This window comes from Paenibacillus sp. FSL R7-0331 (assembly GCF_000758645.1).
GTDB classification, from domain to species: domain Bacteria; phylum Bacillota; class Bacilli; order Paenibacillales; family Paenibacillaceae; genus Paenibacillus_AQ; species Paenibacillus_AQ camerounensis.
The window spans coordinates 2,508,982-2,534,892 of record NZ_CP009284.1 but is presented as its reverse complement, the minus strand read 5'-3'; the positions used below and the strand labels follow the sequence as shown (position 1 = coordinate 2,534,892).

General features: G+C 48.0%; 23 protein-coding genes. 7 read left to right on the top strand and 16 right to left on the bottom strand.

The genetic code is table 11. The features are described from left to right. Nucleotides 1-204: 204 nt before the first annotated feature. From R70331_RS10365 to R70331_RS30445, 7 genes are all read right to left on the bottom strand, one after another. Nucleotides 205-774: a GNAT family N-acetyltransferase gene (locus R70331_RS10365; protein WP_052419009.1), complete on the bottom strand. Its 570-nt coding sequence runs from the start codon at nucleotides 772-774 to the stop codon at nucleotides 205-207. Nucleotides 775-842: 68 nt separating this feature from the next. Continuing rightward, nucleotides 843-1,763, bottom strand: coding sequence for a helix-turn-helix transcriptional regulator (locus R70331_RS10360; protein WP_042175139.1), 921 nt, complete (start codon nucleotides 1,761-1,763; stop codon nucleotides 843-845). A 1-nt stretch (nucleotide 1,764) separates the two neighbouring features. Further along, nucleotides 1,765-2,325, bottom strand: coding sequence for a GNAT family N-acetyltransferase (locus R70331_RS10355; RefSeq protein ID WP_231576445.1), 561 nt, complete (start codon nucleotides 2,323-2,325; stop codon nucleotides 1,765-1,767). 383 nt (nucleotides 2,326-2,708) lie between these two features. Next, nucleotides 2,709-4,544, bottom strand: coding sequence for a UbiD family decarboxylase (locus tag R70331_RS10350; protein WP_042175134.1), 1,836 nt, complete (start codon nucleotides 4,542-4,544; stop codon nucleotides 2,709-2,711). A 147-nt stretch (nucleotides 4,545-4,691) separates the two neighbouring features. Further along, nucleotides 4,692-6,113: an FAD/NAD(P)-binding protein gene (locus tag R70331_RS10345; RefSeq protein ID WP_042182460.1), complete on the bottom strand. Its 1,422-nt coding sequence runs from the start codon at nucleotides 6,111-6,113 to the stop codon at nucleotides 4,692-4,694. Nucleotides 6,114-6,284: 171 nt separating this feature from the next. Then, nucleotides 6,285-7,265: a hypothetical protein gene (locus R70331_RS10340; RefSeq protein ID WP_042175132.1), complete on the bottom strand. Its 981-nt coding sequence runs from the start codon at nucleotides 7,263-7,265 to the stop codon at nucleotides 6,285-6,287. A gap of 121 nt (nucleotides 7,266-7,386) precedes the next feature. Next, entirely contained in the window at nucleotides 7,387-7,758 is a 372-nt protein-coding gene (locus R70331_RS30445; RefSeq protein ID WP_052419008.1) for a hypothetical protein, read from the bottom strand. A gap of 172 nt (nucleotides 7,759-7,930) precedes the next feature. On the opposite strand from R70331_RS30445, the gene R70331_RS10330 reads away from it, so the two are divergent. Further along, nucleotides 7,931-9,196 (top strand): S8 family peptidase, encoded by a 1,266-nt coding sequence (locus R70331_RS10330; protein ID WP_052419007.1) that lies wholly within the window; start codon nucleotides 7,931-7,933, stop codon nucleotides 9,194-9,196. 6 nt (nucleotides 9,197-9,202) lie between these two features. Here R70331_RS10330 and R70331_RS30440 read toward each other — a convergent pair whose 3' ends face one another. Further along, a complete protein-coding gene (locus R70331_RS30440) occupies nucleotides 9,203-9,487 on the bottom strand; it encodes a hypothetical protein (protein WP_052419006.1) in 285 nt (94 codons plus the stop codon). A gap of 293 nt (nucleotides 9,488-9,780) precedes the next feature. Here R70331_RS30440 and R70331_RS10320 point away from each other — a divergent pair, with 293 nt between their 5' ends. Beyond that, nucleotides 9,781-10,899, top strand: coding sequence for an IS4 family transposase (locus R70331_RS10320; protein ID WP_042174921.1), 1,119 nt, complete (start codon nucleotides 9,781-9,783; stop codon nucleotides 10,897-10,899). Between the two features lie 308 nt (nucleotides 10,900-11,207). Here R70331_RS10320 and R70331_RS10315 read toward each other — a convergent pair whose 3' ends face one another. Further along, the gene (locus tag R70331_RS10315; RefSeq protein ID WP_042175130.1) at nucleotides 11,208-11,561 is read right to left on the bottom strand and encodes a hypothetical protein; all 354 of its coding nucleotides are present in this window, start codon (nucleotides 11,559-11,561) and stop codon (nucleotides 11,208-11,210) included. Nucleotides 11,562-11,889: 328 nt separating this feature from the next. Here R70331_RS10315 and R70331_RS10310 point away from each other — a divergent pair, with 328 nt between their 5' ends. Both R70331_RS10310 and R70331_RS10305 read left to right on the top strand, forming a co-directional pair. Next, complete coding sequence (locus R70331_RS10310; RefSeq protein ID WP_042175129.1) at nucleotides 11,890-12,420, top strand: GNAT family N-acetyltransferase; 531 nt, start codon at nucleotides 11,890-11,892, stop codon at nucleotides 12,418-12,420. A 268-nt stretch (nucleotides 12,421-12,688) separates the two neighbouring features. Further along, on the top strand, nucleotides 12,689-13,066 hold the full coding sequence (locus R70331_RS10305; RefSeq protein ID WP_042175126.1) for a DUF4181 domain-containing protein: 378 nt from the start codon (nucleotides 12,689-12,691) through the stop codon (nucleotides 13,064-13,066). Between the two features lie 419 nt (nucleotides 13,067-13,485). Here the strand turns inward: R70331_RS10305 and R70331_RS10300 are convergent, their stop codons facing one another. Beyond that, entirely contained in the window at nucleotides 13,486-13,992 is a 507-nt protein-coding gene (locus R70331_RS10300) for a GrpB family protein (RefSeq protein WP_042175124.1), read from the bottom strand. Nucleotides 13,993-14,836: 844 nt separating this feature from the next. On the opposite strand from R70331_RS10300, the gene R70331_RS10295 reads away from it, so the two are divergent. Next, nucleotides 14,837-15,658 (top strand): ATP-grasp domain-containing protein, encoded by an 822-nt coding sequence (locus tag R70331_RS10295; protein ID WP_042175121.1) that lies wholly within the window; start codon nucleotides 14,837-14,839, stop codon nucleotides 15,656-15,658. Nucleotides 15,659-16,364: 706 nt separating this feature from the next. Beyond that, nucleotides 16,365-16,598 carry a pentapeptide repeat-containing protein gene (locus R70331_RS10290; protein WP_081947565.1) on the top strand — a complete coding sequence of 78 codons (234 nt, stop codon included), beginning with the start codon at nucleotides 16,365-16,367 and terminating at the stop codon, nucleotides 16,596-16,598. 73 nt (nucleotides 16,599-16,671) lie between these two features. Here the strand turns inward: R70331_RS10290 and R70331_RS10285 are convergent, their stop codons facing one another. From R70331_RS10285 to R70331_RS10265, 5 genes are all read right to left on the bottom strand, one after another. Next, nucleotides 16,672-17,979, bottom strand: a complete 1,308-nt coding sequence (locus R70331_RS10285; RefSeq protein ID WP_052419004.1) for an amidase — start codon at nucleotides 17,977-17,979, stop codon at nucleotides 16,672-16,674. Between the two features lie 126 nt (nucleotides 17,980-18,105). Next, nucleotides 18,106-18,732: a glycerol-3-phosphate acyltransferase gene (locus R70331_RS10280; protein WP_269322305.1), complete on the bottom strand. Its 627-nt coding sequence runs from the start codon at nucleotides 18,730-18,732 to the stop codon at nucleotides 18,106-18,108. A gap of 41 nt (nucleotides 18,733-18,773) precedes the next feature. Next, a complete protein-coding gene (locus tag R70331_RS10275; RefSeq protein WP_042175118.1) occupies nucleotides 18,774-19,721 on the bottom strand; it encodes a phosphotransferase in 948 nt (315 codons plus the stop codon). Between the two features lie 343 nt (nucleotides 19,722-20,064). Next, entirely contained in the window at nucleotides 20,065-22,935 is a 2,871-nt protein-coding gene (gene uvrA, locus R70331_RS10270; RefSeq protein WP_042175116.1) for an excinuclease ABC subunit UvrA, read from the bottom strand. A 17-nt stretch (nucleotides 22,936-22,952) separates the two neighbouring features. Next, the gene (locus tag R70331_RS10265) at nucleotides 22,953-23,867 is read right to left on the bottom strand and encodes a nucleotidyltransferase (RefSeq protein WP_042175114.1); all 915 of its coding nucleotides are present in this window, start codon (nucleotides 23,865-23,867) and stop codon (nucleotides 22,953-22,955) included. A gap of 134 nt (nucleotides 23,868-24,001) precedes the next feature. On the opposite strand from R70331_RS10265, the gene R70331_RS10260 reads away from it, so the two are divergent. Continuing rightward, nucleotides 24,002-24,892 carry an AraC family transcriptional regulator gene (locus R70331_RS10260; protein ID WP_042175113.1) on the top strand — a complete coding sequence of 297 codons (891 nt, stop codon included), beginning with the start codon at nucleotides 24,002-24,004 and terminating at the stop codon, nucleotides 24,890-24,892. A gap of 95 nt (nucleotides 24,893-24,987) precedes the next feature. On the opposite strand, the gene R70331_RS30435 is transcribed toward R70331_RS10260, so the two are convergent. Next, nucleotides 24,988-25,887 (bottom strand): GNAT family N-acetyltransferase, encoded by a 900-nt coding sequence (locus tag R70331_RS30435; RefSeq protein ID WP_052419003.1) that lies wholly within the window; start codon nucleotides 25,885-25,887, stop codon nucleotides 24,988-24,990. Nucleotides 25,888-25,911 lie beyond the last annotated feature (24 nt).

Genomic DNA, 25,911 nt, shown 5'->3' with positions numbered 1-25,911 from the left:
TAACCACCCTTAATTTCTATAATATTTCCTCTGCTGCAGCTCTACTGCCGGTTCCTCATAGTGTTGTTTCATTCTACCTCTTAATGCTATCTTATTCCTACACCTTTTTTCGACATTCTTCAGCAAAAAAATTAGCCCGACCAGGACTCCACTTGGGAGTTTGGACGGGCTATTCACACTTATATGTGCGGGATGTGCCGCTCTTTAATCCTTCATCTTTAAGTAATAATCCTCATAAGGCAGCACGCTGCTTCTCTCCAGCTTATGGTAACCCAGCCTCTGAAGCACTGCGACCCGGTGCACCGCCTGCGGAACCGCCTTGGTTAACAAGCCGCTGAAGGCAAAATGCTGCGGAAACTGCTGCTCTGCCAGTTCTATCATTTCCGATAAAACATCAGCCTGCTCATACTCAGAGGCCAGATCCAGTCTCAGAATGCCGGCCTCTGCCTGTTCTCCACCTTGCCCCAGCTTCCTTGTGAAAAATTCTATTGTACCGATTGTCCGCTCTGACTTCCGTTCGACAATACTGAACCGCACGTAGGCCCGTGTCTGATATTCTCCAAGCCAGGCCCCTATACAACGCTCCATTTCCTCAAGCGTGGTCATCCTGAAATCGGAATGGCAGTTATCACTGTTAAACAGAGGGATCGATTCCGGATCACTGTAGCATCTGAGCAAATCTGCAGCATCGTCCATCCGGACTAGCCTCAGGCTGAAGCTTCCGGTTTCATATACGGGACAACAGGTATAAGGGTCTGTAATGCCAAGGTTCATGGTAAAATCCTCCTTATTGAATGGGAATGAATCCATTATAAGCAGGTAAACCGGACAACAGCCTGTCGTCATTTCTCATATTGCTGCAAAATCATCCGGGCGTGGCTCTGCAGCCGCTCGCGCAGCGTCTCAGGCTCAAGCACGGTACAGCAGTCGGCGTTCAGCAGCAGGATTCCGAACCAGCCGGTTTCCGTCTCAGGCACACTAAATTGCAGGATCAGCTCAGCGCCGCATTCTTCAACTACTCTGGCATTTGGAAAAGCTTCTTCCAGCTGAACCCTCCTGCCGGCAGAACAGGCAAGCTTGATACTGATGCAGGGCCGTACATCCTGATGGGCAGCAAGCAGCTGCTCTGCATTTCCGTGACTATGAATAAAGGCCTGACCGGTATTTCGGATTTCCCTGATCCTCGACAGACGGAACAGCCGGTAACCCTTACGTTCGCAGCAATAGGCAAACAGATACCAGGCATACCATCTGTATGACAAAAGCAAGGGCTCCACATAACGGCTGGAGACAGACTGCTGTGCATCCGTGTACTGAAACTGGACCGCAGTCCGGCCGCGGATGGCTTCTTCAATAACTTCGACTGAACGTAAGGTTCCGTTGCCTTCACGCAGCGTATCCAGCTGCAGGCGGAACGGCTGCTCAGACGAAAGACCCGCCGGGGACAGGGATATCATTTTTTCCACCGTTTCCTCCGCCCGCCTGCTGTTGTAGCCTGAGACCAGCCCCTTTAACGCAGCCACAATGTACATGTAATCCTCTGATTGGAGCAGCTGCCTGTTCATTTTGTAACTATCCAGTATATAATAGCCGCCGCTTTTGCCCTGTATAGAGCCTACCGGGATGCCCGCCTCGCCAATCGAGTCCATATCACGCTGAATCGTACGCGGAGAAACATCAAATTTCTCAGCCAGGGCACGTGCACTGACCACGTCCCTGTTAAGCAGGTATACCACTATGCCTAGCAGCCTGTTTACCTTCATCTTATTTCACCGGCTCCTCAGCCATACTGAACCACTCACTCCCAAGCACTCCGTATGCAAAGGTATCATGCCATTTGGGTTCACCGTGCTCATCATGCTTAAAATAACCGGTCTCACGGAAAAAGCCTTCTCTCCGCAGCTTCAGGCGTTCAAGCAGCCGCCATGACGGTGCATTATCCGGATTACAACGAGCCGTTACACGCCGTATCTGCAGATCGGTGAATCCGTAATCCAGCAGCCGCCGGCAGGCTTCCGCTGCATACCCGCAGCCGTGAAACCCGCTGTTAAACACATAACCAAGCTCCCAGGTCCGGAAAGCAGCAGGCTGCTGCTGCTGAAAATACAGGTTGCCGATCAGCTTGCCCGAATCCTTCAGGCAGACAGCCCAAAACGCCGGATCACCGGATCGCCGCAGCGCCTCAGCCTCACACTCAGCCTCATTATGTACACCGTATGGCTCAAATTTCACAACGTCTTCCCTGGAAAGGTACTCATACAAATCCGTAGCATCCTCAGGCTTAAACCGCCGTAATATAAGCCGCTCTGTTTCTAAGACTTCCAATGAATTCACCTCATAACGATAGTTATTGGACATACCAACTCTGCTATCCATATTTTTCCTAACCAGTATAAATGAGCTTACGGGTTTCTTCAAATGAACATATGAAGGCGGCATGTGATAACGCTAACGGACTCAGATGACGTTAATCCGCAGATTTAGAGCATTCGCACAGGCTAACGGACACCACAGGCCTTACTTTGCCAAAAATCATGCATTGGCTCGAAATCATCAGCAATAAGGGCAACTGGGTCCGTTAGCTTATCGAGGCACTCTAAAATCTGCAAATAACGGCAACTGAGTCCGTTAGAATTACATACTGTTCGAAAAAGAAAAAGAGATGCCCGCCCAGCTCTTATCCGGCTGACAGACATCTCTTCTCAAAATTACTTACGGATGTCGCTGAGACTTCCGCCCTCTGCAAACACCCGTTCAATATTGCGCTGCACATCCGGATCGGGAATAAGCGGCGGCGCCTGGTGCGGCTTCACGCGGGCATCAATAATTACATTGTCGCAGGCCCAGTGCTTGTGTACGATTCTGCTGTTCACACCGTGAATATCATGCGATGGGTTGCTGCGCGTAAAGGTCGCCCACAGGAAATTGTTCAGCTCTTCGCTCATGAACCTGCTGTCATCGCACAGGATGATCATCGGGCATTCAGGCAGCGGTCCTTGCGCTGCAATAGCAGCACTCAAGCGGCTCATTTCCTGCTCCGTATCCTCATACGTGGTGAAGGCAGGTCCCTGGAGTGCCACTATTCCCGGCAGCACCAGTTTAGCCTCACCGAAGCCCTCCAGAGAAGCCAGAACCTCCGGCACCTCTGTGCACAGCGTTCTTTTTACATCGCCCACTGCGGCAAAAACAACCTTACTCCCCGTGTTGATTCCCGTTCCCGAGTAATCCAGCGTATCAATTGTCGTATTCGTCTGAAAATGAATATCCCGCCGCAGGTCGATCCGCTCCAGAATATACGTCAGGAAATCAGGGATATCATGCGTGCTGACGGGACGGTTCTCCACTGCAGTGATGAACAGATATTTAGCCAGACTGAGCTGGCCGGTGCCGAGCACCCGGTTGGCAATCGTCAGCAGCTCTGCCGGCTGCTTCAGCTGCTGGTAAGGCGTGTAGCGCTCGCTGCCAATCGCGAACAGCAGCGGATGTACACCTGCCGCATCGACGGCATGCACCTCTTTTACACCTGGCACCTCATTCTTGATCGCACTGCCGGTCAGCTCATGGATTAGCTCGCCGAAGGCGGTATCCTCCTGCGGCGGCCGCCCTACGACTGTGAAGGGGAAGATTGCGCCTTTTTTGGCATAGACCTTATGCACCTTCATTACCGGAAACGGATGAGTCAGGCTGTAATAGCCCAGATGGTCGCCGAACGGCCCTTCCGGCTTCGTGTCGCCGGGATGAATCTCGCCGGTAATCACAAAATCCGCATCCGCACTGACGCAGAAGCCGTCGACATAGCTGTAGCGGAAATGGCGTCCGCCGATCAGGCCGGCAAAGGTCATCTCGCTGAGGCCTTCCGGCAGCGGCATAACCGCAGAGAGCGTATGGGCGGGAGGCCCCCCGATGAAGCAGCTGACCTTGAGCGGCTCGCCCCGCTTAACCGCATGGCTCTGGTGGATACCGATGCCGCGGTGAATCTGGTAATGGACGCCTACCTCTTTATTAATCTCATAATCGTTGCCGCTGAGCTGAATCCGGTACATCCCAAGATTGGAATTCATGATCCCCGGCTTGTCCGGGTCCTCCGAATAGACCTGCGGGAGCGTTACAAAAGCGCCGCCATCCCCCTGCCAGTGCTTGATCTGCGGCAGATCGGAGATCTGAATCTCCTCGAAGCTAGGCGGCAGTCCGCCGGGCAGCTTGAGCGGCAGCGCCTTCCGGGCGGCAAGCCCTGTGCCGACATATTTGAACGGTGCCTTCAGCGCCTTCACCGGATCATCCCGGAGGGCGATAACATCCTGGGAAGATTCCCACGTATCCCGGAAAATAAACTTGCTGCGCTCAATTGTGCCGAACAGGTTGGATACCGCGCGGTATCTGGAGCCCTTTACCTTTTCGAATAACAGTGCGGGTCCGCCTGCCTCATACACCTTCATATGGATGGCTGCCATCTCCAGGTGAGGATCGACTTCCTCACGGATCCGGATCAGATGCCCGTGCTTCTCAAGATCGTTAATGCATTCTTCCAAATTGCGGTATGTCATTGGTCTTACTCCAATCTGCAGAAGAAATAGTATCCTCTTTATTATCAATGAGCCGGGAGCCGAGGTCAAACGCCTAATGTGCTGCAGCAGACAAAAAAACCTGCCCGAACCGTTGTTCAGGCAGGCGTTACTCTATAAATATTAGAATCAGGCCTTGGCAGGCAGCCACTCAGCAGTAAACTCTGCCACATCATATTCATAAAAAGCCTGCAGCACCGCTTCCCGGACATCCGTGAACAGCTGATCCGCTACTCCCGCAACCAGCTTGGGGATCGCGTTCCTCATCCCCGAAATTGCCGAGGCTGATAATCCGTTGCTGGCTAAGGCCGAATAGTTGAACACAAACAATCCGTGCAGCAGCTGCTCCCCCTCCTCATCCCTGCTCTGCAGGGCAAAGCCCGGACTGAGATACGGATGCGCGTCGAGCAGCGGATTGGCCGCATCTGCCGGCGCCTGATAACGGTCGCTCCAGCGCGCGATATGGGGCTCAACCAGCCGCAGCTCGGGGCGCAGCCCGGGATCGCTGAGCAGCCCGGTGCTGACAACCAGGAAGTCAAAAGCAAACTCGCCCTGCGGTGTAGTCACAACAGCCTTATCCCCGGAAGCCTCCACCTTCAGCCAAGGTGAGCCGAGATGCAGCCGGAAGCCCGGCCATGCCGCTGCGCGGGCGAAGGTGTCATTCGTCGGCGGCTGATTATATTTGAAGAAATGCGAGATGACCCCGTATTTATCTTCATCCGCGAGGGTATGAAACCGCTCGATCATCCCTGACTGCTCCATCTGGCGGATCGGGTTGACGCACGGCAGCTGCTCCCGTCGGACGAATACGTGGGCCTCTGCAGCACCTTGCGACAGCAAATAGTTGGCATTGTCAAAGGCTGAAGCGCCGCCCCCGAGAATAGCAATTGTCCGTCCGGCCAGTGCAGCACAATCTATAGCCTCCGACGTGTGCGCATACAGATGCTCCGGCAGGTTCTCAGCGATCATAGGCGGTACATGCCATTCGCCGCCGCCCTGAATACCTGTTGCCAGCACAACCTTGCGGGCCAGCAGGATACCGGAGGGCACACCGGCTCCGGTAATATGCAGACGGTGGACTCCCTCCTCCGCAGGCTCGATCAGCTTAAGCGTTACTTCATTAATGACAGGCAGACTAAGCACACTGCGGTACCAGCGCAAGTAATTCATCCAGTCGCCGCGCGGGATTTTATCAACTGCTTCCCAGCCTTCCGGGCCGGTCTGTGCTTCCTGCCAGGCGCGGAAGGTCAGTGATGGAATACCTAGATCAATAGAGGTAAGGTGCTTCGGCGTCCGCAGTGTAACCATCCGGGCATAAGTGTCCCAGGGCCCTTCCTTCCCCTCCTTATTCTCATCAATAACAAGAATATTGGAGATCCGTTCCCTCAATAGTCCAAAAGCTGCTCCAAGCCCGCTCTGGCCGCCGCCTACAATAACCACATCATATACATGACCTTCGGGATGCTCAAGGGGACGCAGCCAATCCGCGCCGCCGTAGGCCAGATAGGAAAGATCCGTTCTCACACGTTCGTTCAAAGCTTCCAGGCTCATCATTCCTCAGACCTTTCACCGGCATTATCAGGAACCTAACCGCTATCAGGCTGTTCCCGTGCGCTTCAGTTATATTATTTGCCATATTATATCTGCTGCGGGCTGCCTTTTGAATATATATGTTAGGTTAATTGTCATTATAGCTAAAAATTAATCAAATGATTGTACATTTCACCCAAATTTCAACGCCTGGTTAACCTCATCCATCATTCTTTGCAGAGTATCCTCATCAAAAAACAAGCTTGTCCCTTCCAGACATTCCGCTGTCCCGGGGTCAAAATCCGCAAAATCAGTATCTTCTCCAAGAGAGTACAGCTTAGCGTCTGCAAAGCCCTCCCATTTCGTAATCACCGGCTGCACCAGCAGGTTCACCACATAGACCAGCCTGTGGCCGACATTCAGGTACAGATAATGATCTACCCTTCTTGGCGGCTGGGGCTGTGCTCCCTGCAGGTAAAGCTTATGGGTAAGCTCATTCTCCGTTATGTTCAGCAAAATGACTTCATTACTGTTTTCATCTACAGACATGGTCAGATTTGGGGTGAAACCGGCCACAAACCGCAGCGCCGGGGAATGTCTCAGTGAATCCTCAAACTGCCAGCCAAGCGGCATTATTCCGAATTCAACAGCTTCACCGCCGAAATAAGCTTGCTGCAGCAGGGCTTGAACCTCTTTTACCTCGGCATCCTCATAAGCTTCAAGCTCTGCTGTATCGACAGTGTAATGCATCAGCCTGCGCTTTTGTCCGGAATACCAGTGACCGCTGTCGTAATGCCGGTACAAATCCTGCATGACAGGTAGAATGCCAGTCTCCGTTTCACGGAACAGCTTAACCGATCCGGGCTTCAGCTGGTTCATATGTACAGATTCGATTCGCCCTCCCCGTTCAAGCTGCCTCACCACACCGAAATGGGGAGTAACCTCGTCCATCACCCGCTGCAGCAGCTTTTCATCCGGTACAGGAACAGTAATATTGAAATCGACATTAAGCAGCACACTTCCCGCTGTAAAATATTGCGCCAGTGCGCTCATACCTGACGGATCATCTGTCTTTATTGTATTCATAAAAAACCTGGAGCGGTCTCCGAAATTCATTCGCTCCTGCCTGCTGCAGTATTCTAATGTGCTGTGGTCCTTAATCCATTCAAACATGGCTTATACCTCCTATCATTGAGTACATCAGCAGAAACATAATATATCCCCTATAATATCCTATTCAGGATGATTGTAGGGGATATGGATGTGTCTACTCTACTTTAAGGCTGCACTTTTATTAGAAACGGGCTACAAAGAATTCACGGTTAGCGGAAACACTTTTTGTTGTCAGAAGGTTACCCGCTTCATCTCTTATCCGCAGCACATAGGACACTGTGGTCAGAGTAGAAATAGTCGGAAATTGGGCTACACCGAAATCGTCGAAATCCGTAGTCGTTGTGACCGCTCCGCTTGTCAACGAGGCTGTCCAGCCGGTGGTATCCTTATTGACATTGCCCGTGCTTGTTGCCAGAACGACGAAGCGGCTAAAGGTTTGTTTGATCCGTTTTCTTTTTACAACCTTCTTTGCGTTCGTTTTGCGGGCCATCAGTGCTTTCTTAGCCAGTAATGCTTTTTTTGCCATCAATGCTTTTTTGTCAGCTTCTCTCACTTTGCTTCACCACTTTCTTTTAAGATAGTGTATTAAATGCAATTTAAGAGCTGCCTGAAAGGAATACTGACCCACTCTCGTAAAAATGTGGTATTGTCTCCTTTTCATAGATAGGTGTCCGCTGGGCTGCTCTCTGCATAGAATGTGCTATTGGAGAGGTGAAGCGACAGTCATGAGTGAATCGATGTGGATACGGCATTACGCCGCCAAAATCAACAGGCCCTTAAAGCACCAGCTGCGGAATTCAAAAGGATCTGCGAAAAGAGCTGTCCCAGTCCCGGTAATTGTCCAGTTCAAGCATAAGCTGACCCCGGCCCGGATACAGGCTCTGCAGAAGCATATAGGCGGACATTCTTTTCCTGTAAAGCACAGGCTGCCTCTGCTGAATGCCGTATCCGCGCAGGTTTCGGTGAAATGTCTGGAGCGGATCTGCAGCTGCGGAGAGGTCGGAAAGGTCTATCTGGACGGGGTGAAAAAAGCGTTCCTGAATATCGCCACTCCTTCGATCGGATCAGCAGCCCTTCAGCAGACACGAGGGCTTACCGGAAAAGGGGTTAACATTGCGATCATAGATACGGGAGTTTATCCCCATCCCGATCTGACCCGGCCGGTCAACCGGATTATCGCCTTTAAGGACTTCATTAATCACCGGAAGAAGCCCTACGATGACAATGGACACGGCACGCATATCAGCGGGGACGCTGCAGGTAACGGCTGGGCCAGCAAAGGCAAATATAAGGGGCCTGCTCCCGAAGCAGGTATAGTAGGGGTGAAAGTGCTCGATCAATACGGCGAAGGCTACGACTCAACCATTATTAAAGGTATAGAATGGTGCATCGCCAACAGGAAGCGTCTTAGACTGCGCATCCTGTCCATGTCCTTCGGCGGACCGGCAGCTGCTTCAGCTGAGGATGATCTGCTCATTCAGGCAGTCGAACATGCCGTTAAGGCCGGACTGACCGTTGTTATCTCCGCCGGGAATAGCGGCCCTTTGCCAAGGACGGTTGATTCTCCAGGAATCAGCCCATCCGCGATTACAGTCGGAGCAGTTAACGACCGCCGGACGCTCACCCAGGCAGATGACCGCATCACGTTCTATTCCAGCCGCGGTCCTGCTCCGGGCGGCAGAGTAAAGCCGGACATCGTAGCGCCCGGGGAGAGAGTCATCTCCCTTCTCGCACCCGGCTCCCGGCTGGCCCGCCAGCAGCCAGGGCTGAGGGTAGGTAAATGCTATATCAAGCTGTCCGGCACTTCCATTTCTACGCCGATTGTCTCAGGTGCAGCCGCCCAGCTGCTGCAGCATCGTCCATGCCTGACACCGCAGCAGGTTAAAAAGACCCTGAAGCGAAATGCCTTCCCGCTCAACCTGAAGCCTAACACCGCCGGGAGCGGTGAGGTGAACATGCGGTTTCTGGACTGCCGGAAAAAGCGAAAATGATGGATCTTAGGCTAATTCTTTTATTTCTTGAAGAACTTCCTTTACATCACAGCCGGGATTTAATTGACTGATCATCTCTTCCGTGATGGGGCAATCAGCATAAATTTTTGCAACAGCTTCTAATGATAGTGGCAGCTCAAAATAATCTGCTGCAAATGCTGCAAATTCCTGGGGTGTTTGGTATATACAGCCCAATAAAAAGTCAGACCCGTCGTTTTCACCTTCCGGAATCTCAACTTTTCCATTGTGCCAGTTAGTATCACTGTTTTTACGCCAAATACAAAAGGTCACATCGTCTTTTTCAATGGCCTCATCTTCAAGTAAACCTAATAATTCCTTGGGAACGTCATCGTAAATCCCTGGCCATACTTTATGTTCATCTTGCGCATAAGGGCTTAATTCAGATTCATGATCAAAGCCTTTTATGATACAGCCTTCATGGGAAAATAAAATAATCAGATGATCACCTGCACCATTATCTATTTTCGCCTAGGCCTGTTGATTAGCCAAAAAAAGGTAGAAAAAAGGCCGCTCATTCGGTAAAGTGTTTGTACCCCTACAAACATCCGAAACGAGGCGACCTCATGAAAAAGTCTACTTCATTATCGAATATTCTGCAATTAGTGATTCCCGAAGAAAAATTGCATCCCATCCTCGATGAATTGAATTACGTCGATGTGGGGCGAAAGTTTACCGTCTATGATCTGTTTCTATTTTTGGGCGAAGCTTCGTTTCAGCAGTGGAACGGATACAGGGATGGAGAACAGCGAATGGCTCATAGTGGGCTGCGTTCTGTCGATCACTCCACCCTTTCTAAAAAAGCCAAAGACGTTCCTTATGAATTATTCAAGCGCCTGATGAATGTTATGATTGGATTGTGCAACCGAAAAACAAAGCGTGTCCTCGGTATTCCAAAGGAACTTCTCATCGTTGATTCCACTACGATTTCTGTGGGTCTGGGGCGGCTACCTTGGACTCCGATTAAAGGTAAAAAAGCAGGCGTTAAACTACATGTAGGAATCATTGGCGACCGAACTGAACTACACAAAGTCACTGAAACGACCGGCAAAGAGCATGATTTGAACAGTTGCAAGGATCTACTGGACAGCCGCTACATTTTAGTTGCAGATCGCGCTTATGGTAAACACAAACTGTTTGACCTTTACCAAGAGCAAGAGAACAGACAATACTTTGTGATTCGACTTCACAATAATACAACGTTTACAAACCCAATTCCCCGAAATCGAAAGCGTCCTTTTTCCGGAAGTGTCGAGCAAGATTTAACCTGCCAGTTGGGTAAAAATAAGGCCCTTTCGGAGAACCTGTTTCGGGTGGTCATCCTTAAAGATCCCAAAGGAAACCCGGTTGTTCTTGCCACAAATCTGCACTGGTATTCGCCCGAAGGGATCGCAGCCATTTATAAAAAGCGTTGGCAAATTGAAGTCTTTTTTCGTTGGATAAAGCAGCACCTAAACATTCCTAAATTGTTTGGAACAACGGAAAATGCAGTGTATGGACAACTGTACGTGGCTCTATTGGTTTATGTTTTGCTTAAATTACTGTTCGAGCAAGGAAGTGCGACTGTACATTTTAGCGCTAAATTAACATTTGCCGATTTTGATCGGTTATTTACATTGCAGAGATTGCCGCTAGAGTGGAGAATTTATTTAACCAATGCTGTGAATTTAATTACCAGAATTTAGATAATCAACAGGCCTGATTTTCGCCATACAAATGCCCTCACCCCAATCTTGAATGAAGCTATGGTAACAGAGCCATTCCTCTTGACACAGAATTAAATTTAGGGATGCCTGGATTTTCATCAGCTTTTTCAAAATGATTGGATTTGGCAAACGCTCTAACACCTTTACTTCCAAGAATCCTCACCCTTTCATCTTTCCTTGCAAAGCAATTCTCAATCAACAAAGGCAGCTAATCGTGATGATTAGCTGCCTTTGTTGATTGAGCTAATGTTACCCGTTAGTTCAAAGAACAGTTCATTAACAAATTATCACTTTACTCTTTCGGAAATATTTTCACTTATTTCTTCAGGATTATCAACACCAATGATCAACTTTGATATTTTGAACTTACCAACTTTAAAGCTATCCAAATCTAAATGAAGAGTTTCAAGCTCATTTTCAAAAAAGTGCAGTTGATAACTACCATTTGATCTAAATAACCCATTTCTCCTTTCTCCAAATAAAGCACCATATACTTTAAAAGCATTTGGTATCGGTCTACCTGTTGTTATTCCTGTAATTGAAGAGTAAGGAATTTGCAATCCGTTATCTAATTTTAAAAAGGGTGAGTATCCAACGTCGATATTTACGTAGGTTTCCATTAGTTGAATTTTACGTTCCATATTTAGATTCCCCCGTTTTTAAACAATCCATTTTTTTCACAGCCCATAATTACATATAATACCACAAACACCTTCTTCATAAAAATCTAAACTGCCCGTTCGCTGAATAAAAGCAGCTTATCATCGATCTGCTGCTTTCTCTGTATTACAAACTATCGTCTACGTTAGTTGAATAAGCACGCTTTCTTTTATTACACAATATCGTCGTACTGTGACATAAAGAAACGCTTAAGTTATAATAATGGTGAATTAAATATTGAAGGGACTGAACTATGCGCAGATATCGATATCTTAACCCCAAAACAAATAGATATTGGAGGTAATTATATTGATTAAAGAAATACAAACCGAAAGACTAATCTTAAGAAAAATGAAGTTATCGGACTCTGCCAGTTTGTTTAAGATTTGGTCCAATCCTGAGGTTACAGAGTTTATGAATATCAATACTTTTACTGATGAAAGCCAAGCAGTAGAAATGATCGAAATTCTTAATAACCTTTCTCTGGAAAACAGGGCCATTCGCTATTCCATAGTGGAGATGGAATCAAATCGCATCATTGGTTCCTGCGGTTATAATGCTATAGATCCATCAAACGCTAAAGCGGAGATTGGATACGATATTAGTAAAGATTATTGGGGCAAGGGATATGCACCTGAGGCTATCCAATCTCTCATGGATTATGCTTTTAATATATTAAAATTCAACAGGATTGAAGCAAAAGTCGAACCTGAAAATAATAATTCCATGAAAGTTTTACAAATGTTAAACTTTACATTTGAAGGAACGATGAGAAAGTGCGAAAAGTCCAAAGGAAAGTTTATTGATTTAAGCATTTTCTCGAAATTAGCAACAGATTAACTTTAATGGGTGGGCCTACACTTTATGGTGTAGGCTTTTTATTTAATATATTTTCACGTTGATTCAATTAAAATGAATAGTATGTGTCTACTGCAGTGTATCCTCGTACTGTGCAACAGTCACTATGACTCTCGATGAAAAAACATGTATTAAACAGGCAGGTTTAGCGCAACATTCATTTATTTCAACTACCTAATTAATGGTATAATTATCATGTCTTAAAAGGCTTTAGAGTAATGCTTATTAAGCATACTGAAAGGGGGAGTTTATGACGTATTCAATTTCAAATATACAATCTACGGGTTTATCAATTTCATTATTATTGATACTTTTAGCCTTAATAGATCTAACTATAAAGAAGTATTTCATTGTAGAAGAATTAAATAAAATTTCAGATACAATTGGAAAGAATATCAATAGGTGGGTAAAAGGACTACTTGCTGTCATTAGTTTTTGTATTTTCTTCTTCGTTTTGGATACAACAAATATCAATTCACTTAAGTGGTTCTGGTTCATATTTTTTATAGTTGCCATGGGACAACATGTCTTTACCGAATGGAGGTATTTGAAAGGCTCAAAAGAATACGTTATTTCACTTATTAAATTAGCAGTCGGATTAATATACATTTTAATTTTTATTTTCTGAAATTATTGGTTTTTTAGCGTTTGTTAAGATGGCTTACTTTAGTGAAAATTGATTCAACTAGCTGGGAACGTTAGTTCAACAAAACAGTGACAGCCTATGACTCTATTTTCTCGTTCAGAGTTGCCGGCGATTAAAATTTTTGACCAACGTTCCCCCCATTACTGCGCCGTTTGCGTCAAATGCGAAATAAAACCTCCACTTATCTTGTTCAACTAAACTGTCCGTTAACGCAACAAAAGCTGATACGCAGCAGCCTTTATTGCGTTGATTTAATCGACTCGAGAAAGTAATTCTTCAAAATCTCTCTTAAAATATTCTTCAACTAACGAGACTGAACAGGGCAATTCCTTTCAACTTGCATTGCCGATTAAAATCATCATGCTCCCTGGATTGCTGAAAGAAGCTCATGCGGTAGATCATCATTTCCCACTTGTACGTTGTAGTATCTCATTCACAAAATAGCTCTTAGCATTTGAATATGCGGCGCGGTCTTTTTTGAATTGTTCAGCAAGTTCAATTTTTAAGTCACTGTATCTTTTACCCTCCTCGGGATGACCTCTCATATAATCGCGAAAGAGAATATGACGCTTATATTCAGCGCTGTCCACGGTACACACGTACAAATGATGCCAAATTACATCAGAAGGAGGAATGAATGCCTCTCGTCCTTCAATTCCCAAATCACCTTCATGGACATAGCCGAGAGTAGCAAGCCTCTCTATAGCTATGGACACATCTTCCTGCGCAGGAACCACAACGTCCATATCGATAATGGGTTTTGCTGCTAGCCCAGGAACTGAGGTACTTCCAACATGCTCAATTGAGACTATAATGTCTTCAAGTACCGGCAGTACGAATTCCCTCAATTTTGCATATGTTCCCGTCCAACTAGGATCGTAATCAACAACTATTAATTCAGAACCCATTCATTCGCCCCCACTAATCAGTAGTTACTCCCTCGAAGTATGACCCGGTTCGAGTTTTTATGTAAAAATCATTTTTAATATCCCAACACCGTCTTCTTGAGGATATAACCATACAGAAAGAATCACAGTTACAATTAATAACGATACCCGTATAAAAAGGTTCAATGCTCCATTGCGTTTTCTAAATAAAAATAAATATAAAAGGACAATCACGCTGTTGAGAAAGTATATATTTGGTAAATAAATTATACGTCCTAGTCCTGTATATGGGAAGATCAGTATTAGGAGTGTAATTATTAGTATTGAAGGTAACATCGCAAGTAAATATATATCATTATTATTTCCTACCCAAAAGTTATTTAAATTAATTCTGGGCAATCCCAAAAATGTTTTATTACAGTTAGAGCATTTGTATGAATAAGGAATAAAAACAGGAATTATAGCAATCAATGCCCCGTAATCAATGGCACCTGTAAAAAAGTAAAAATTTAAAAATAAGTAAATGGAAAGTAAGAGTCTTGTATGAAATGAACTTATCTGTTTGATGTTTGTATTTTGACAATTAGAACAGCGATTCATATTTTCACCTCTTATTTATCATTAACTGAATGAATTTAATTAACGCAGTGTACTGCCCGTTAGTTCAATAAGCACGCTTTCTTTTTTACACAATATCGTCTTACTGTGCAACAATAACCAAGAATCCTAATAGAAGATCCTATTTATTCAGTATTAAAAAAACATATACAAGCTACCTCATAGTAACAGTCCATCTAATGATAAGTCTGTTATAATAAATCAAATTACTGAAAAGAAATTTGAATGGAAGCTGGTGGAGAGTATAATGAAAACCGTACTATTTGTGACTGACTTGTATTATGAAGCAAAGGGAAGAAATTATTATGAAGAGGATCTGTACCTAACTTCTATTCTTCGTAAATCCTTTAATTTAGTAATTTGCCACCCTGTTGATGTTGAAGCATTTGAAGATAAATTTGACTTGATAATATTTAGAAATGCAGGTCCAATAGCAGCTTATAAGGAAAAATTCAACGCTTTTAGAAATCGTATTACTTCAAAGAACTTACTCATATATAATTCGTTCAATGGTAAAGCTGATATGAATGGTAAAGAGTATTTAATTGAGTTAACTAATAGTGATTATCCTGTTATTCCAACAATTGATACTATTGATTCCCTGAGTAAGCTTCCCGATGTAAAAACATACATCATTAAGCCAAAAGATGGAGCTGATTCAATCGGTATGGAGTTTGTTTCAAAAAATGAATTATCTAGGAAAGTTGACTCTGAACTAAAGAACACATTAGTACAACCTTTCATTGATTTTGAATATGAAGTATCATTTTATTTCGTTGATAAGGATTTTCAATATGCCCTTTATGCACCTGATAAAGATAAAAGATGGGAACTCGTAGAATATACACCTACGGTCGATGATTTAATCTTTGCTAATCGATTCATAGACTGGAATAACATCAATTGCGGTATCCAGCGAGTTGACGCATGCAGGACTAGACTAGGAGAGTTATTATTAGTCGAACTCGAAGATTTAAACCCATATTTGTCTTTGTTGGAATTAAACAATGAGACCCGCGAAAATTTTGTTGTAAAATTAATAGCATCCTTGCAAAAGACACTTGCTTGATAAAGTTGCAGATTATTATTTCGGTATAGTAATCTGCCTTTTTTTATTAATCAATGTATTACGCTAGCAATAAATTTTAATAAACAACAGATTGATGACTTTGATTTTTCTTTGTTTAGAACTGCCACGTTAGACTAATTCTCTGGCAATATTCTTCCTTACTGAACCGTTTGCATCAAATCCGACATAAAACCTCCACTTATCTTGCTCAACTATCCTGCCCGATAATTCTTTCCAGCCATGGAAGCGACAGAATCCAAAGGATTATAATGTGCAGGACGACTTCTCCAATTGCTCCAGTTGTAAGTCAAACAATGCCATCTTAGAGTTGATTCTTCCCAGGGTATTAATTAATGGTTGCAGCTGTTCCTCAACTTTTACCTTGTGGAAGCTCTAATTAATTCAATGGCTTTAGCTTGATCATTTGTTTTCAAATGATAGCTTGCACTACATTCGCTCATCATTCAGCTCCTAACAGATCTTATATTGTATATTTTTTCTATTTTCCATTATACAAAGGAAACATTCCCCTGCATACTTCGTCTAACCTTTTAAATCGTATATAAAATCTATCCCCTGCCTGCATCACAATAAATCAAACATTTGGAGTGTACCCGACAATGAATATACGCAGAGCTACAACAGCAGACGCACAGATTTTAGCATCCATTATGAAAGAAACCTTTGACGCGCAGAAACAGCTCTAATCCCCAGCACCCTCAGCGGCAGCATATTTACCGATGCTAATTTGAGCCGCTCCAAATATACAAATCTGAATATGACCCATACCCTTCTCAGCGACCTGCGGTTAACTGGAAGCCGGATCATCGGCTGCGATCTTTCAGGTGTAGACATCCAGCACTGCAATACAGAAGGAGTGACGATTGACGGAATACTGCTGCAGGAGCTGCTGGCTGCCTATGCCCAAAGAAATACTTAAGCTACCGGAATCAGCAAAGAAGCCGCTGAACACTTAACGTGTCCGGCGGCTGTTACGTGTCTGTATCTCAAGCTCAAATTTTATCTGGACAAAGATCCAGCGTCACCTGCCTTGCCCAGGCCAGCAGCCATTCGTCTTCGCCGTAGTTGCCGACACATTGAAAGCCAAGCGGAAGTCCGCCTATACCAGCTGCAGGGATACTGATAGCCGGGCACCCGGCAAAGCTCCAGACTGCCGTCATGCCAACCCAACCGGTATTGTTCTCCTCCAGCTTAGGCGCGGTTCCGCCCTGTGCCGGTGATACCCACAGATCTATTCCCTCCTGCTCCATGAGATTCTTCAGGCTGTCTCTTAATACCAGCTGCAGCTGCCGGTTTTCAGCCAGCTCCTCCTCCGGAACAGCCTCACCGCTAATCATCGCGTCCCTTACACTGGCACCGTAAAATTGTTCATACGCGCCGAAACGCGCCGCATGCTCACGGGCCAATTCGCCCTGAATAAACCGCAGCATCGCATTCCCGTAGATAAACTCGTCTTCCCAGGGCATCTGAACCTGCTTCACCTGATAACCAAGCTGCTCCAGGGATTGAATCTGCGCTGCAAAAACTGCCTTTACTTCATCACTCATCAGCTGCATGTATATGCCCATGGGAATACCAAGCACCGGTTTACCGCTCACCCGACGGGAACTCCAGTGCGGAACAAGCAGTTCAGCCGCCGTCTCCATACCGGACAGATCCTGGGTGAACAATCCGAGCGTATCAAATGACGGCGATAGCCTGAGTACTCCGTCCAGCGGAACTCTGTCATAGCTCAGCTTAAATCCGACCACTCCGCAAAACGACGCCGGACCGAGAACAGACCGCAAAGTCTGTGTTCCCAATGCCAGCGGACACAGACCGGCGGCAACCGCAGCAGCCGAGCCTGCACTCGACCCGCCGGGGGTATGCGCAGGATTATGCGGATTAAGCGTAGCGATAGGACCATGGTAGGCAAACTCCTCGGTTACTGTCTTCCCGGCAATAAACGCTCCGAGTTCACGTAGCCGGGTAACTATGGAGGCTTCTTCGCCGGCCAGTGCCTCAGCAGGCAGCCGGGCCCCCGCTTGCGTCGGCAGATTATTAACATGGATCAAATCCTTGATTCCGACTGGAATTCCCCAAAGGGCTGGTTTACCGGCAGTACCGGGGAGAGAAGCCAGCAGGCGCTCCTGTTCCAGCTTCAGTCGCTGCTCCAGCCTAGCTTCAGGCACAAAAGCATGAATCTGCGGCTCCAGCTCCCTGAATCTTGTCAGATAACTGTCAATTGACGTACTAAGCGAAATCCCTGCTTCTTCAGTGTTATGTATCAGATCGTTAAGAGAATTACGGACAAGCTGCATATCATCATCTCCAGGATCAGTTTAGATATTCTACCGACATACGCATCCCGCCCTTAAAGGTTACATTTTTTTCCTTAACCTTATTGAATTACAGACAGGACAGCTCCGCTGTCTTTCTCATACCTGCTATTGGCTATGCTTCACTCCGGCTCTTATCCGGCGGAGTATGCCCAGCGGCTGTTCCTGCCCCCTGGCAAGCCTTTGGATATTCGGCCAGTGTGCAATAACTGCCAGCAGCAAATACAAGGTTACAAACAAAGGTATCCATAACGTTTTTGCAGGATCATATATCCAGGTATACAGGGCCTCTGCCACAAAGAAAGCTAATGCAAATATCGACATCCGGTCCACAATGAGCAGCAGCAGGATGCCGCCAGATAATATAATCAGCGTGGGCAGAGGCTGCAGGACGATTAACACTCCGATACCTGAAGCGAAGCCCTTTCCACCCTTAAATCCCAGCAGAACGGGATAGTTATGTCCGGCAATCACAGCCAGGCCGGCTAAATAACCGGCAAATAATCCGGCTTCTGTTCCGCCAACAGTACTCATAACATATTTGCACACAAACACGCAGACAACCGCTTTTAACAGATCAATCAGAAATGTGGCAATCCCGTATTTCAGGCCAAACACCCGGGTCATGTTAGTCGTTCCGGCATTGTTGCTGCCAAGCTTCCGGATATCACTGCGCATCAGCAGCCTGGACAAAATAACGGCTCCGCAGATGTTGCCAACGAGATAACCTGCCACGCAAGCTAAGGCGAACTGCCACAAGTAAGTGATAACGATAATTACATCCGCTCCTCTTTGTACCCTATGTATTTCAATTGAGCCTCCAGCAGTCTTCTTCCTTTTGCCGCAACTCCGGGAACATTCTGCCTTGTGCCCCAGTAAATATCTCCGAGAGCCAGCTTAATGCAGCTGATTCTGAGCTGAATTTGCTTCTCCTGCAGTATTTCAGCACCATAACCGGCAAAGAACGCCTTCATTGATACTTCGTCATTAATAAAATACTTCTCGAACAAAGCCGCGAAGCTGTCAACATCCACGCCCCACAGCATATTCTCAAAATCAATCATCCCGGCAAATTCACCTTCAGCGCCGACCAGCCAATTGCCGGGGGTCGAATCCCAGCTTACCGGTACAGGCCTCGCTCCTGCGAACACATCCGCGTTCTCCAATGCCCATATCAAGCCTTCCGCCTCCGCCGTCTGGAGCAGAGCTGCTTCCTTACATTTGGTGCCGAGATCACTGAGCGATTGCCTGATATAGATTACCGGATCTGTGTGATGAAACAGCTCAATCGGTTGTCCGTTCTGATCCGGGCGGCCAAACCATTCCCCGCTCTGTGACTCATGGATCAGCCTCGTTAATTGTCCTGCCTTATAATAAGCAGCATGTAATGCCTGTGGCTGGAGACCCGCCTCCCGCATAATCGTTCCTTCGATGGCTGTGATTAGAATCGCCTGCCATCCCACGCCCTCATATACCGCGATTAGCTCCGGTACATACGGCTGCAGACCGTTCACCCACTGCTTATAAGCATAGACTTCCGGGTGCCATCTTTCTTTCCGGCTAAATGTTTTCAGGTAATACATCTTCTGACCTTCCGCTGCTCGAAGCTTCCAGACCCCCGTTCTCGCACTGCCGGGCCTGAGATCCGAGATGACTTCAAATGCCCCAAGCGTTGATTCTACCCCGGAATGTAATTCAAACGGATGTAACGCCAGTAGTTGCATGATTGCCTCCCAATGAGTTCAAAGTATTATGCAAGCATTTTCAACCAGACTTGTGTATCCCCGACATATAGTTCGATTTTCACCACTTAATTCTACGATTCATCCATATTTCCAAGTATTAGTTGGAAAATCGCCACCTAAGTATGCCTGAAAGCCCCCTTTAGACCCCAAACAGGAGAATTAACTGACTTATTTCCAGCTAATCCCTTTAACCCGCCGAATCAGCTTGAATTAGGTGGACAATTTCCACTTCATTCGATTAACCCCACTCACTTACCCAGAAAAGCCAGCACTTGCTGGCTCGTTAGCTCTCTACACCAGCACTCGTTAACCCATCAGCTCTTTACCCCAGCACACTCCGCAAATACCGCCCGGTATGCGACACCTCGACCTTCGCAACCTGCTCCGGTGTACCCTCCGCGACCACATAGCCGCCGCCGCTGCCGCCTTCTGGTCCCATATCAATAATATAGTCGGCAGATTTCATCACATCCAGGTGATGCTCAATAACGATTACAGAATGCCCCCCGTCCACCAGCTTGTTCAGCGCCAGCAGCAGCTTCTGGATGTCGGCCAGATGCAGGCCGGTGGTCGGCTCGTCGAGAATGTACAGGTTGTGTGCACCCCGTTTGATCTTTGCCAGCTCATTCGAGAGCTTCACCCGCTGGGCCTCCCCGCCGGAGAGCGTGGTCGAGCTCTGGCCGAGTGTCAGATAGCCCAGACCAAGCTCATTCATGATACCCAGCTTATGCTTGAGGTACTTATGATCTGCAAAAAATTCCGCTGCTTCCTCGACCGTCATTTCCAGCACATCCGAGATGGATTTATCCCGGATTCTGATCTCCAGCCCTTCCTCCGAGAAGCGGTTGCCCTTGCACACCGGACAGATCGTTTCGATGTCAGCCATGAACTGCAGGCTGGTGACAATGATCCCGTCACCTGCACAGTGCTCACAGCGCGTGCCGTTGGCATGGGTCAGGCTGAAGTCAATCGATTGATAGCCGCGCTCCACGGCCTCCGGCTGCGAGGCGAACAGGTCACGGATTTTATCATATAGCCCGATATAAGTGGCCGGGTTCGATTTGCTGTTGCGCCCGATCGGCGACTGGTCGATGTTAATGACATGATTGACCAGATCTGCGCCGAACACATAATCATGCTTGCCGGCGACGATCCGCGCGCCTGTCTTGTCAATTTTGAGCTGCTTGGTCAGGATTTCGTTGATCAGCGAGCTTTTGCCCGAACCGGAGACACCGGTAATGCAGATGAATACATTCAACGGAATATCAAGGTCAACATCCTTCAGGTTGTTCTCACGCGCTCCTTGAATAGACAGAAAGGTATCTCCCAGATTACGCCGTTGCTCAGGAACAGGAATAACGGTTCTGCCGGACAAATAGCCGCCCGTGACAGACTCCGCCGCACTCTTTATATCCTCTAGCGTCCCGCTCGCGACAACATTGCCGCCGTGAATCCCCGGTCCAGGACCAATCTCAATGATATGATCGGCACAGCCGATTGTCTCCAGATCATGCTCGACTACAATTACTGTATTGCCGAGATCGCGCAGCTTTTTCATAGTATCAATGACTCTTCCGGAATCACGGGGATGCAGCCCGATGCTCGGCTCATCCATAATGTAGAGCATGCCCATCAGCTCACTGCTGATCTGGGTGGACATTTTGATCCGCTGCATCTCACCTCCGGAGATACTGTCGCTGCGTCTGCCGAGATTGATGTAATGCAGGCCGATCTCGATCAGCAGGCTGATGCGCGTATGCAGCTCACGGACGATTGTCTCCGCCACATCCCGGACCTCCTGCTCAAAGCGGAGCGTCGTAAGAAAAGCCAGCAGCTCCTGAAGCTGCATCCGGCTGAGCTGATCAATATTTTTGCCGCCGACCGTCACCTGCAGCCGCTGCTGCTTGAGCCGGGCACCGCTGCACTCCGGGCAGATCTTTTCTATCATACAGTCCTTGATGAAGGTCGGCTCAAATGCCTCAGTCGTGGAGGATTTGCGGATATAGTGCTTGTACCAGCTCTCCATCTCATGAACAAAGCCGGCAAACGTCCGGTCCCGGCCGGTCAGCCAGTTTTTCTTCTGGGAAAACGGCGGCTGCAGCATCGGCACAAGCTCCCCCCTAGAACCGAAGAAGAGCAGCTCATGAATTTCTTTTGGCAGCTCATGAAACGGGGTATCCAGACTGAAGTTGTATTTCTGTGACAAGCTGTACATCAGCACTGTACGGTAGCTGTCCTTGCCGGAGGTGTTGAATACCGTATTCTTGAGTGCGCCTCTGCTGATACTCTTCTCCGGTGCGACCACCAGAAAATGCGGCTCCACCACATAGGACATCCCTACTCCAAGGCAAGTATGACAGGCGCTGGCCGGAGTATTAAAAGAGAAATGAAACGGCTGCATATCACACAGGAAGAAATGATGGTCCGGGCAGGCAAAGTGCTCATAGAACCCCTCCGGTGCGCCGCCCATTACCTCCACCTTAATCATAATATCTTCATCCAGTGCCAGAATGGCCGCTTCTATAGACTTCGTTAGCTGGATATAGGTATCATGGCGCAGCGTAATCCGGTCGATCACAATCTCAATGACATGGGACTTGCTCTCATCCGTCTCCAGCTCATCCCCCAGCGATACCGGCTCCCCGTCAATCAGCAGATGCTTGAAGCCCTTTTCGCGCAGCTGCTGGAAGGTATAGCTGTAATCCTCACCGTATATTTTGTAGACCGGAGCCCGCAGCTCAATTACCGTCCCCTCCGGCAGACCTGTAATATGCTCGGCAATCTGGGCAGCTGACAGCTGGCGCAGCGGCTTGCTGCATTCCGGACAATGGCCTGTCCCCGCTGTGGCAAACAAAAGACGCAGATAGTCATTGGTATCTGTTACCGTCCCCACCGTAGAGCGCGGGTTATTGTTGCCTTTCTTCTGCTCAATCGCTATGACCGGGGACAGGCCGCGCACATAATCCACCTTTGCTTTTTTGAGCTGGCTGATCCGGCTTTTGGCAAAGTTAGAGATGGAATCGAGGAAGCGCCGCTGTCCCTCCCCATAGATCACATCGAACGCCAGCGAGGATTTGCCGGAGCCCGAAACACCTGTAATGACTGTCAGCTTATCGCGCGGAATCTCCACCGAAACATTCTTGAGGTTGTTCTGCTTCGCCCCGGAGATTTCAATACTCGTTCTTATGGACATTTGCCTGTTCCTCCCCGTTATGGTATGTATAGAAATCCGATTTCTTCAGCCGCCGGCTTGCTTTTGGATGTGATGCGGATGGTCTGGGACACCTTCTCAATGATCCCCTTTTCGGCCATATACTCCAGAACATTGATCAGATAATGCCCTTCCATATGAAAATGCTTCGTCAGCATCGTCATCGTCTTAAGCGATTGATCCCCCATAAAATCAAGCACCGGTCGGCTCATGGCATCAAGATGGCGGTCCAGCACCTGCTCCATCTCCCGGATGGCACTCCAGAGCTCAGCTTCGCTTAACTGACCGGATAACGGCTGCTGGTAAAAGGGGGCCATCTTCTCCGGGGAACGCTCCAGCACACTGAGGACAGCTTCACGGGTAGGCGGCTCACCTGCTGCACACAGCTCCATACCGGCGATCAGATCGGCAGCCTTCAGGAGAAAGAACTGGGCATACCTTGCATCCTTACGCACCGTCAGCCACTTCTGGCATTTGTGGAAAATATCAATCAGCTCGCATGATCTCCACAGCAGCGAACGCGCAATATCCTGGGTGCCCATCCTCCGCATCTCATCGAAATAGTCATACAGGCTGTCATCCGAGCTGTAGACCATCTGTCCCTTGGCAAAATACGACTGCGGCATCGAGCCGCCGAGCAGCCGGTCCATCCCGCGCTTAAAGCTGCTCCGCTCAAACAGCTGAACATTGATGATGATGCCGTCCTCATCCAGACAGTATGCATTCTGCTGCAAGGTCTGATCGCGGATGATCAGAGTCATGTCGATGTCGCTTTTCTCCCAGACCGTATCATAAGCCAGACTCCCGCACACAATGACCGCAATAACATTAGAATCATTCTTCACCCGGTCGACAAAGCGGTCCGTCGCATTCCGGTAACGCTCCTGCAGCTCATCCAATAACCTATCCTCCATGCCTGTTCCTCCTTCTGTAAGTCCTGTACTCCATATGACTGAAATCGCTTGCCCTTTCAATATCCTATGGTAGAATTATACACCTCATCCATTCCCCAAAACCGGACACTAATTGCGAAGTACAGGAGGAGCACATGGATCATTACTTGCTGGAAACCATTAACCGCACCACTGATTTTATAGAAGAGCATCTGCTTGATCCGCTGTGTCTTGACGATATTTCAGATCATGTTAACGTCTCCAAGTTCCATCTGCTGCGCATCTGGAAAGGGGCTACAGCTACCGGCCTGATGGAATATGTGCGGAGAAGGAGGATTGCCCGGTCGCTGGGGGATCTGCTGAACCAGAGGGACAGCATTACATTCATTTCGGATAAATACGGCTTCAGCTGTGAGCGGACCTATAACCGGAGCTTCAAGGAGGAGTTCGGCATTACACCGGCAAAATGGCGCCGCTCGCCGTCACCGCTGGGTATCCTTGACCGCTTCAATGCTGATTTTATGAGCCGTGCCGGGGAAGGTCTGGTTTTCTTCCGCTCGATCAGTGTCGTCCCCTCCTTCTCCATTGCCGGACCGGAATATACACTGATGGATGGGAGAAATGCCGATTCTGTGGATGCAGCCCGGCTGGGCGTTGACTTCTTCACCCTTGACCGCCAGCGGATTCTGAATCCCGTGCAGAAGGATGTCTATTTCGGGTTTACGGCAATCCCGAATCCGTTCCGGGGCCTGACCTTCTACCAGCCGTCCCTGCAGATCAGCCGCAGCAGCATCATCCCGCCGGATATGAATGTCCGGCACACGAAGCCGCATAAATACGGGGTGTTTACTTATATCGGCCTTCACCGGCCTGAGGAAATTTCAGCCGATTCTCTAAGTGAAATCTGGAAATATATCTTCGAAGTCTGGATGCCGACCGTACACTTTGAGCTGGAGGAGAAATTCAGCTACGAATCCGTCAATTATGCCAAGGGCAACAGGCATTACTGCGAGTGTGATCTGTATTTTCCAATTACGGGATTATGATAAAGGATTCAGGTAAAAGCGCATGCTGATGCCCTTCCGCATTGCCGGCTACTGACGCGAACAAGCCAGGCTCTGGAGCTCAGAGCCTGGCTTGTTTATCCGTTTATTTTCTTACCCCACACGCCTAGTTCTACCTCCCGGTCGAATCCGATCCGTTCATAGAAGGGCTGGCTGGGACCGGTATAGGCCTTAACCATTCCTTTGGAGCGCAGCCGGTTCAGTGCTTCATAGATTACCGCTTTACCAAGCCCGCATCTTCTGTAATCCGGATGAGTGCCTACCGGTTCAAGCATACCGATCCGGTTCGCTTCATCCACAAAAACATTACAGAACGATACGACCTCTCCCTGCCCGTTAAGGACCGCCAGATCCAGCTCTGGACAGTAACCCGGCGCCTCGCGGATACCCCCGTAGAATTGCAGCATCCGCTCGGCATCCTTCGTCCCCGGATAATGAAACGCCATAATATGGCCCAGAGCCTTGGCGCTATTGGAGACTTCCTCCCCGCTGCACAGCCTGAAGCCTTCCGGCAGAACGACCGGAAACTCCTTATCGAGCAGAATGGAGACCGTGCTGTCGCTTTCATCCGGCAGAAGCTCGTATCCCCGGCTCAGCGCAAGCCTTTCCAGGCTGCTCATGAATGTCGGAATGGCCAGCTTGCAATATTCGGCAGGCTCCCGGCCGGTCCTGCCCTCTATGAAGTCGAACATTTCGCCGGTAAGGCTATCCGGCGGATCGTTCGAATCCAGCTGGAAATAGAAGTCACCGTCTTTACTGGCCACAGCTGCGAGCCTGCCGGTCTCATCCTCCCATAGCCCGATGTTCCGCTCCCAATCCTGAAGCGTGCCTGCCCTTAGCTGAAAGAAAAAAACCTCAAATTCCCAGCGGGCAATCAGCCAGCTGTTCGGCCGTTTCATTCTTCCGTAAGCATCAGACAGGAACTGGCGGACCTTCAGCATATCTGTACGTTCATACGCTCTATAATGATAATCCAACTCTAAACCCTCCCTACAAATCCT

What these genes read in the sequence shown, in the direction of transcription:
- R70331_RS10365 (WP_052419009.1), bottom strand. Translation starts at nt 774, where the DNA reads ATGAACCTTGGCATTACAGACCCTTATACCTGTTGTCCCGTATATGAA.
- R70331_RS10360 (WP_042175139.1), bottom strand. Translation starts at nt 1,763, where the DNA reads ATGAAGGTAAACAGGCTGCTAGGCATAGTGGTATACCTGCTTAACAGG.
- R70331_RS10350 (WP_042175134.1), bottom strand. Translation starts at nt 4,544, where the DNA reads ATGACATACCGCAATTTGGAAGAATGCATTAACGATCTTGAGAAGCAC.
- R70331_RS10345 (WP_042182460.1), bottom strand. Translation starts at nt 6,113, where the DNA reads ATGAGCCTGGAAGCTTTGAACGAACGTGTGAGAACGGATCTTTCCTAT.
- R70331_RS10340 (WP_042175132.1), bottom strand. Translation starts at nt 7,265, where the DNA reads ATGTTTGAATGGATTAAGGACCACAGCACATTAGAATACTGCAGCAGG.
- R70331_RS10330 (WP_052419007.1), top strand. Translation starts at nt 7,931, where the DNA reads ATGAGTGAATCGATGTGGATACGGCATTACGCCGCCAAAATCAACAGG.
- R70331_RS10320 (WP_042174921.1), top strand. Translation starts at nt 9,781, where the DNA reads ATGAAAAAGTCTACTTCATTATCGAATATTCTGCAATTAGTGATTCCC.
- R70331_RS10315 (WP_042175130.1), bottom strand. Translation starts at nt 11,561, where the DNA reads ATGGAACGTAAAATTCAACTAATGGAAACCTACGTAAATATCGACGTT.
- R70331_RS10305 (WP_042175126.1), top strand. Translation starts at nt 12,689, where the DNA reads ATGACGTATTCAATTTCAAATATACAATCTACGGGTTTATCAATTTCA.
- R70331_RS10300 (WP_042175124.1), bottom strand. Translation starts at nt 13,992, where the DNA reads ATGGGTTCTGAATTAATAGTTGTTGATTACGATCCTAGTTGGACGGGA.
- R70331_RS10295 (WP_042175121.1), top strand. Translation starts at nt 14,837, where the DNA reads ATGAAAACCGTACTATTTGTGACTGACTTGTATTATGAAGCAAAGGGA.
- R70331_RS10285 (WP_052419004.1), bottom strand. Translation starts at nt 17,979, where the DNA reads ATGCAGCTTGTCCGTAATTCTCTTAACGATCTGATACATAACACTGAA.
- R70331_RS10275 (WP_042175118.1), bottom strand. Translation starts at nt 19,721, where the DNA reads ATGCAACTACTGGCGTTACATCCGTTTGAATTACATTCCGGGGTAGAA.
- uvrA (WP_042175116.1), bottom strand. Translation starts at nt 22,935, where the DNA reads ATGTCCATAAGAACGAGTATTGAAATCTCCGGGGCGAAGCAGAACAAC.
- R70331_RS10265 (WP_042175114.1), bottom strand. Translation starts at nt 23,867, where the DNA reads ATGGAGGATAGGTTATTGGATGAGCTGCAGGAGCGTTACCGGAATGCG.
- R70331_RS10260 (WP_042175113.1), top strand. Translation starts at nt 24,002, where the DNA reads ATGGATCATTACTTGCTGGAAACCATTAACCGCACCACTGATTTTATA.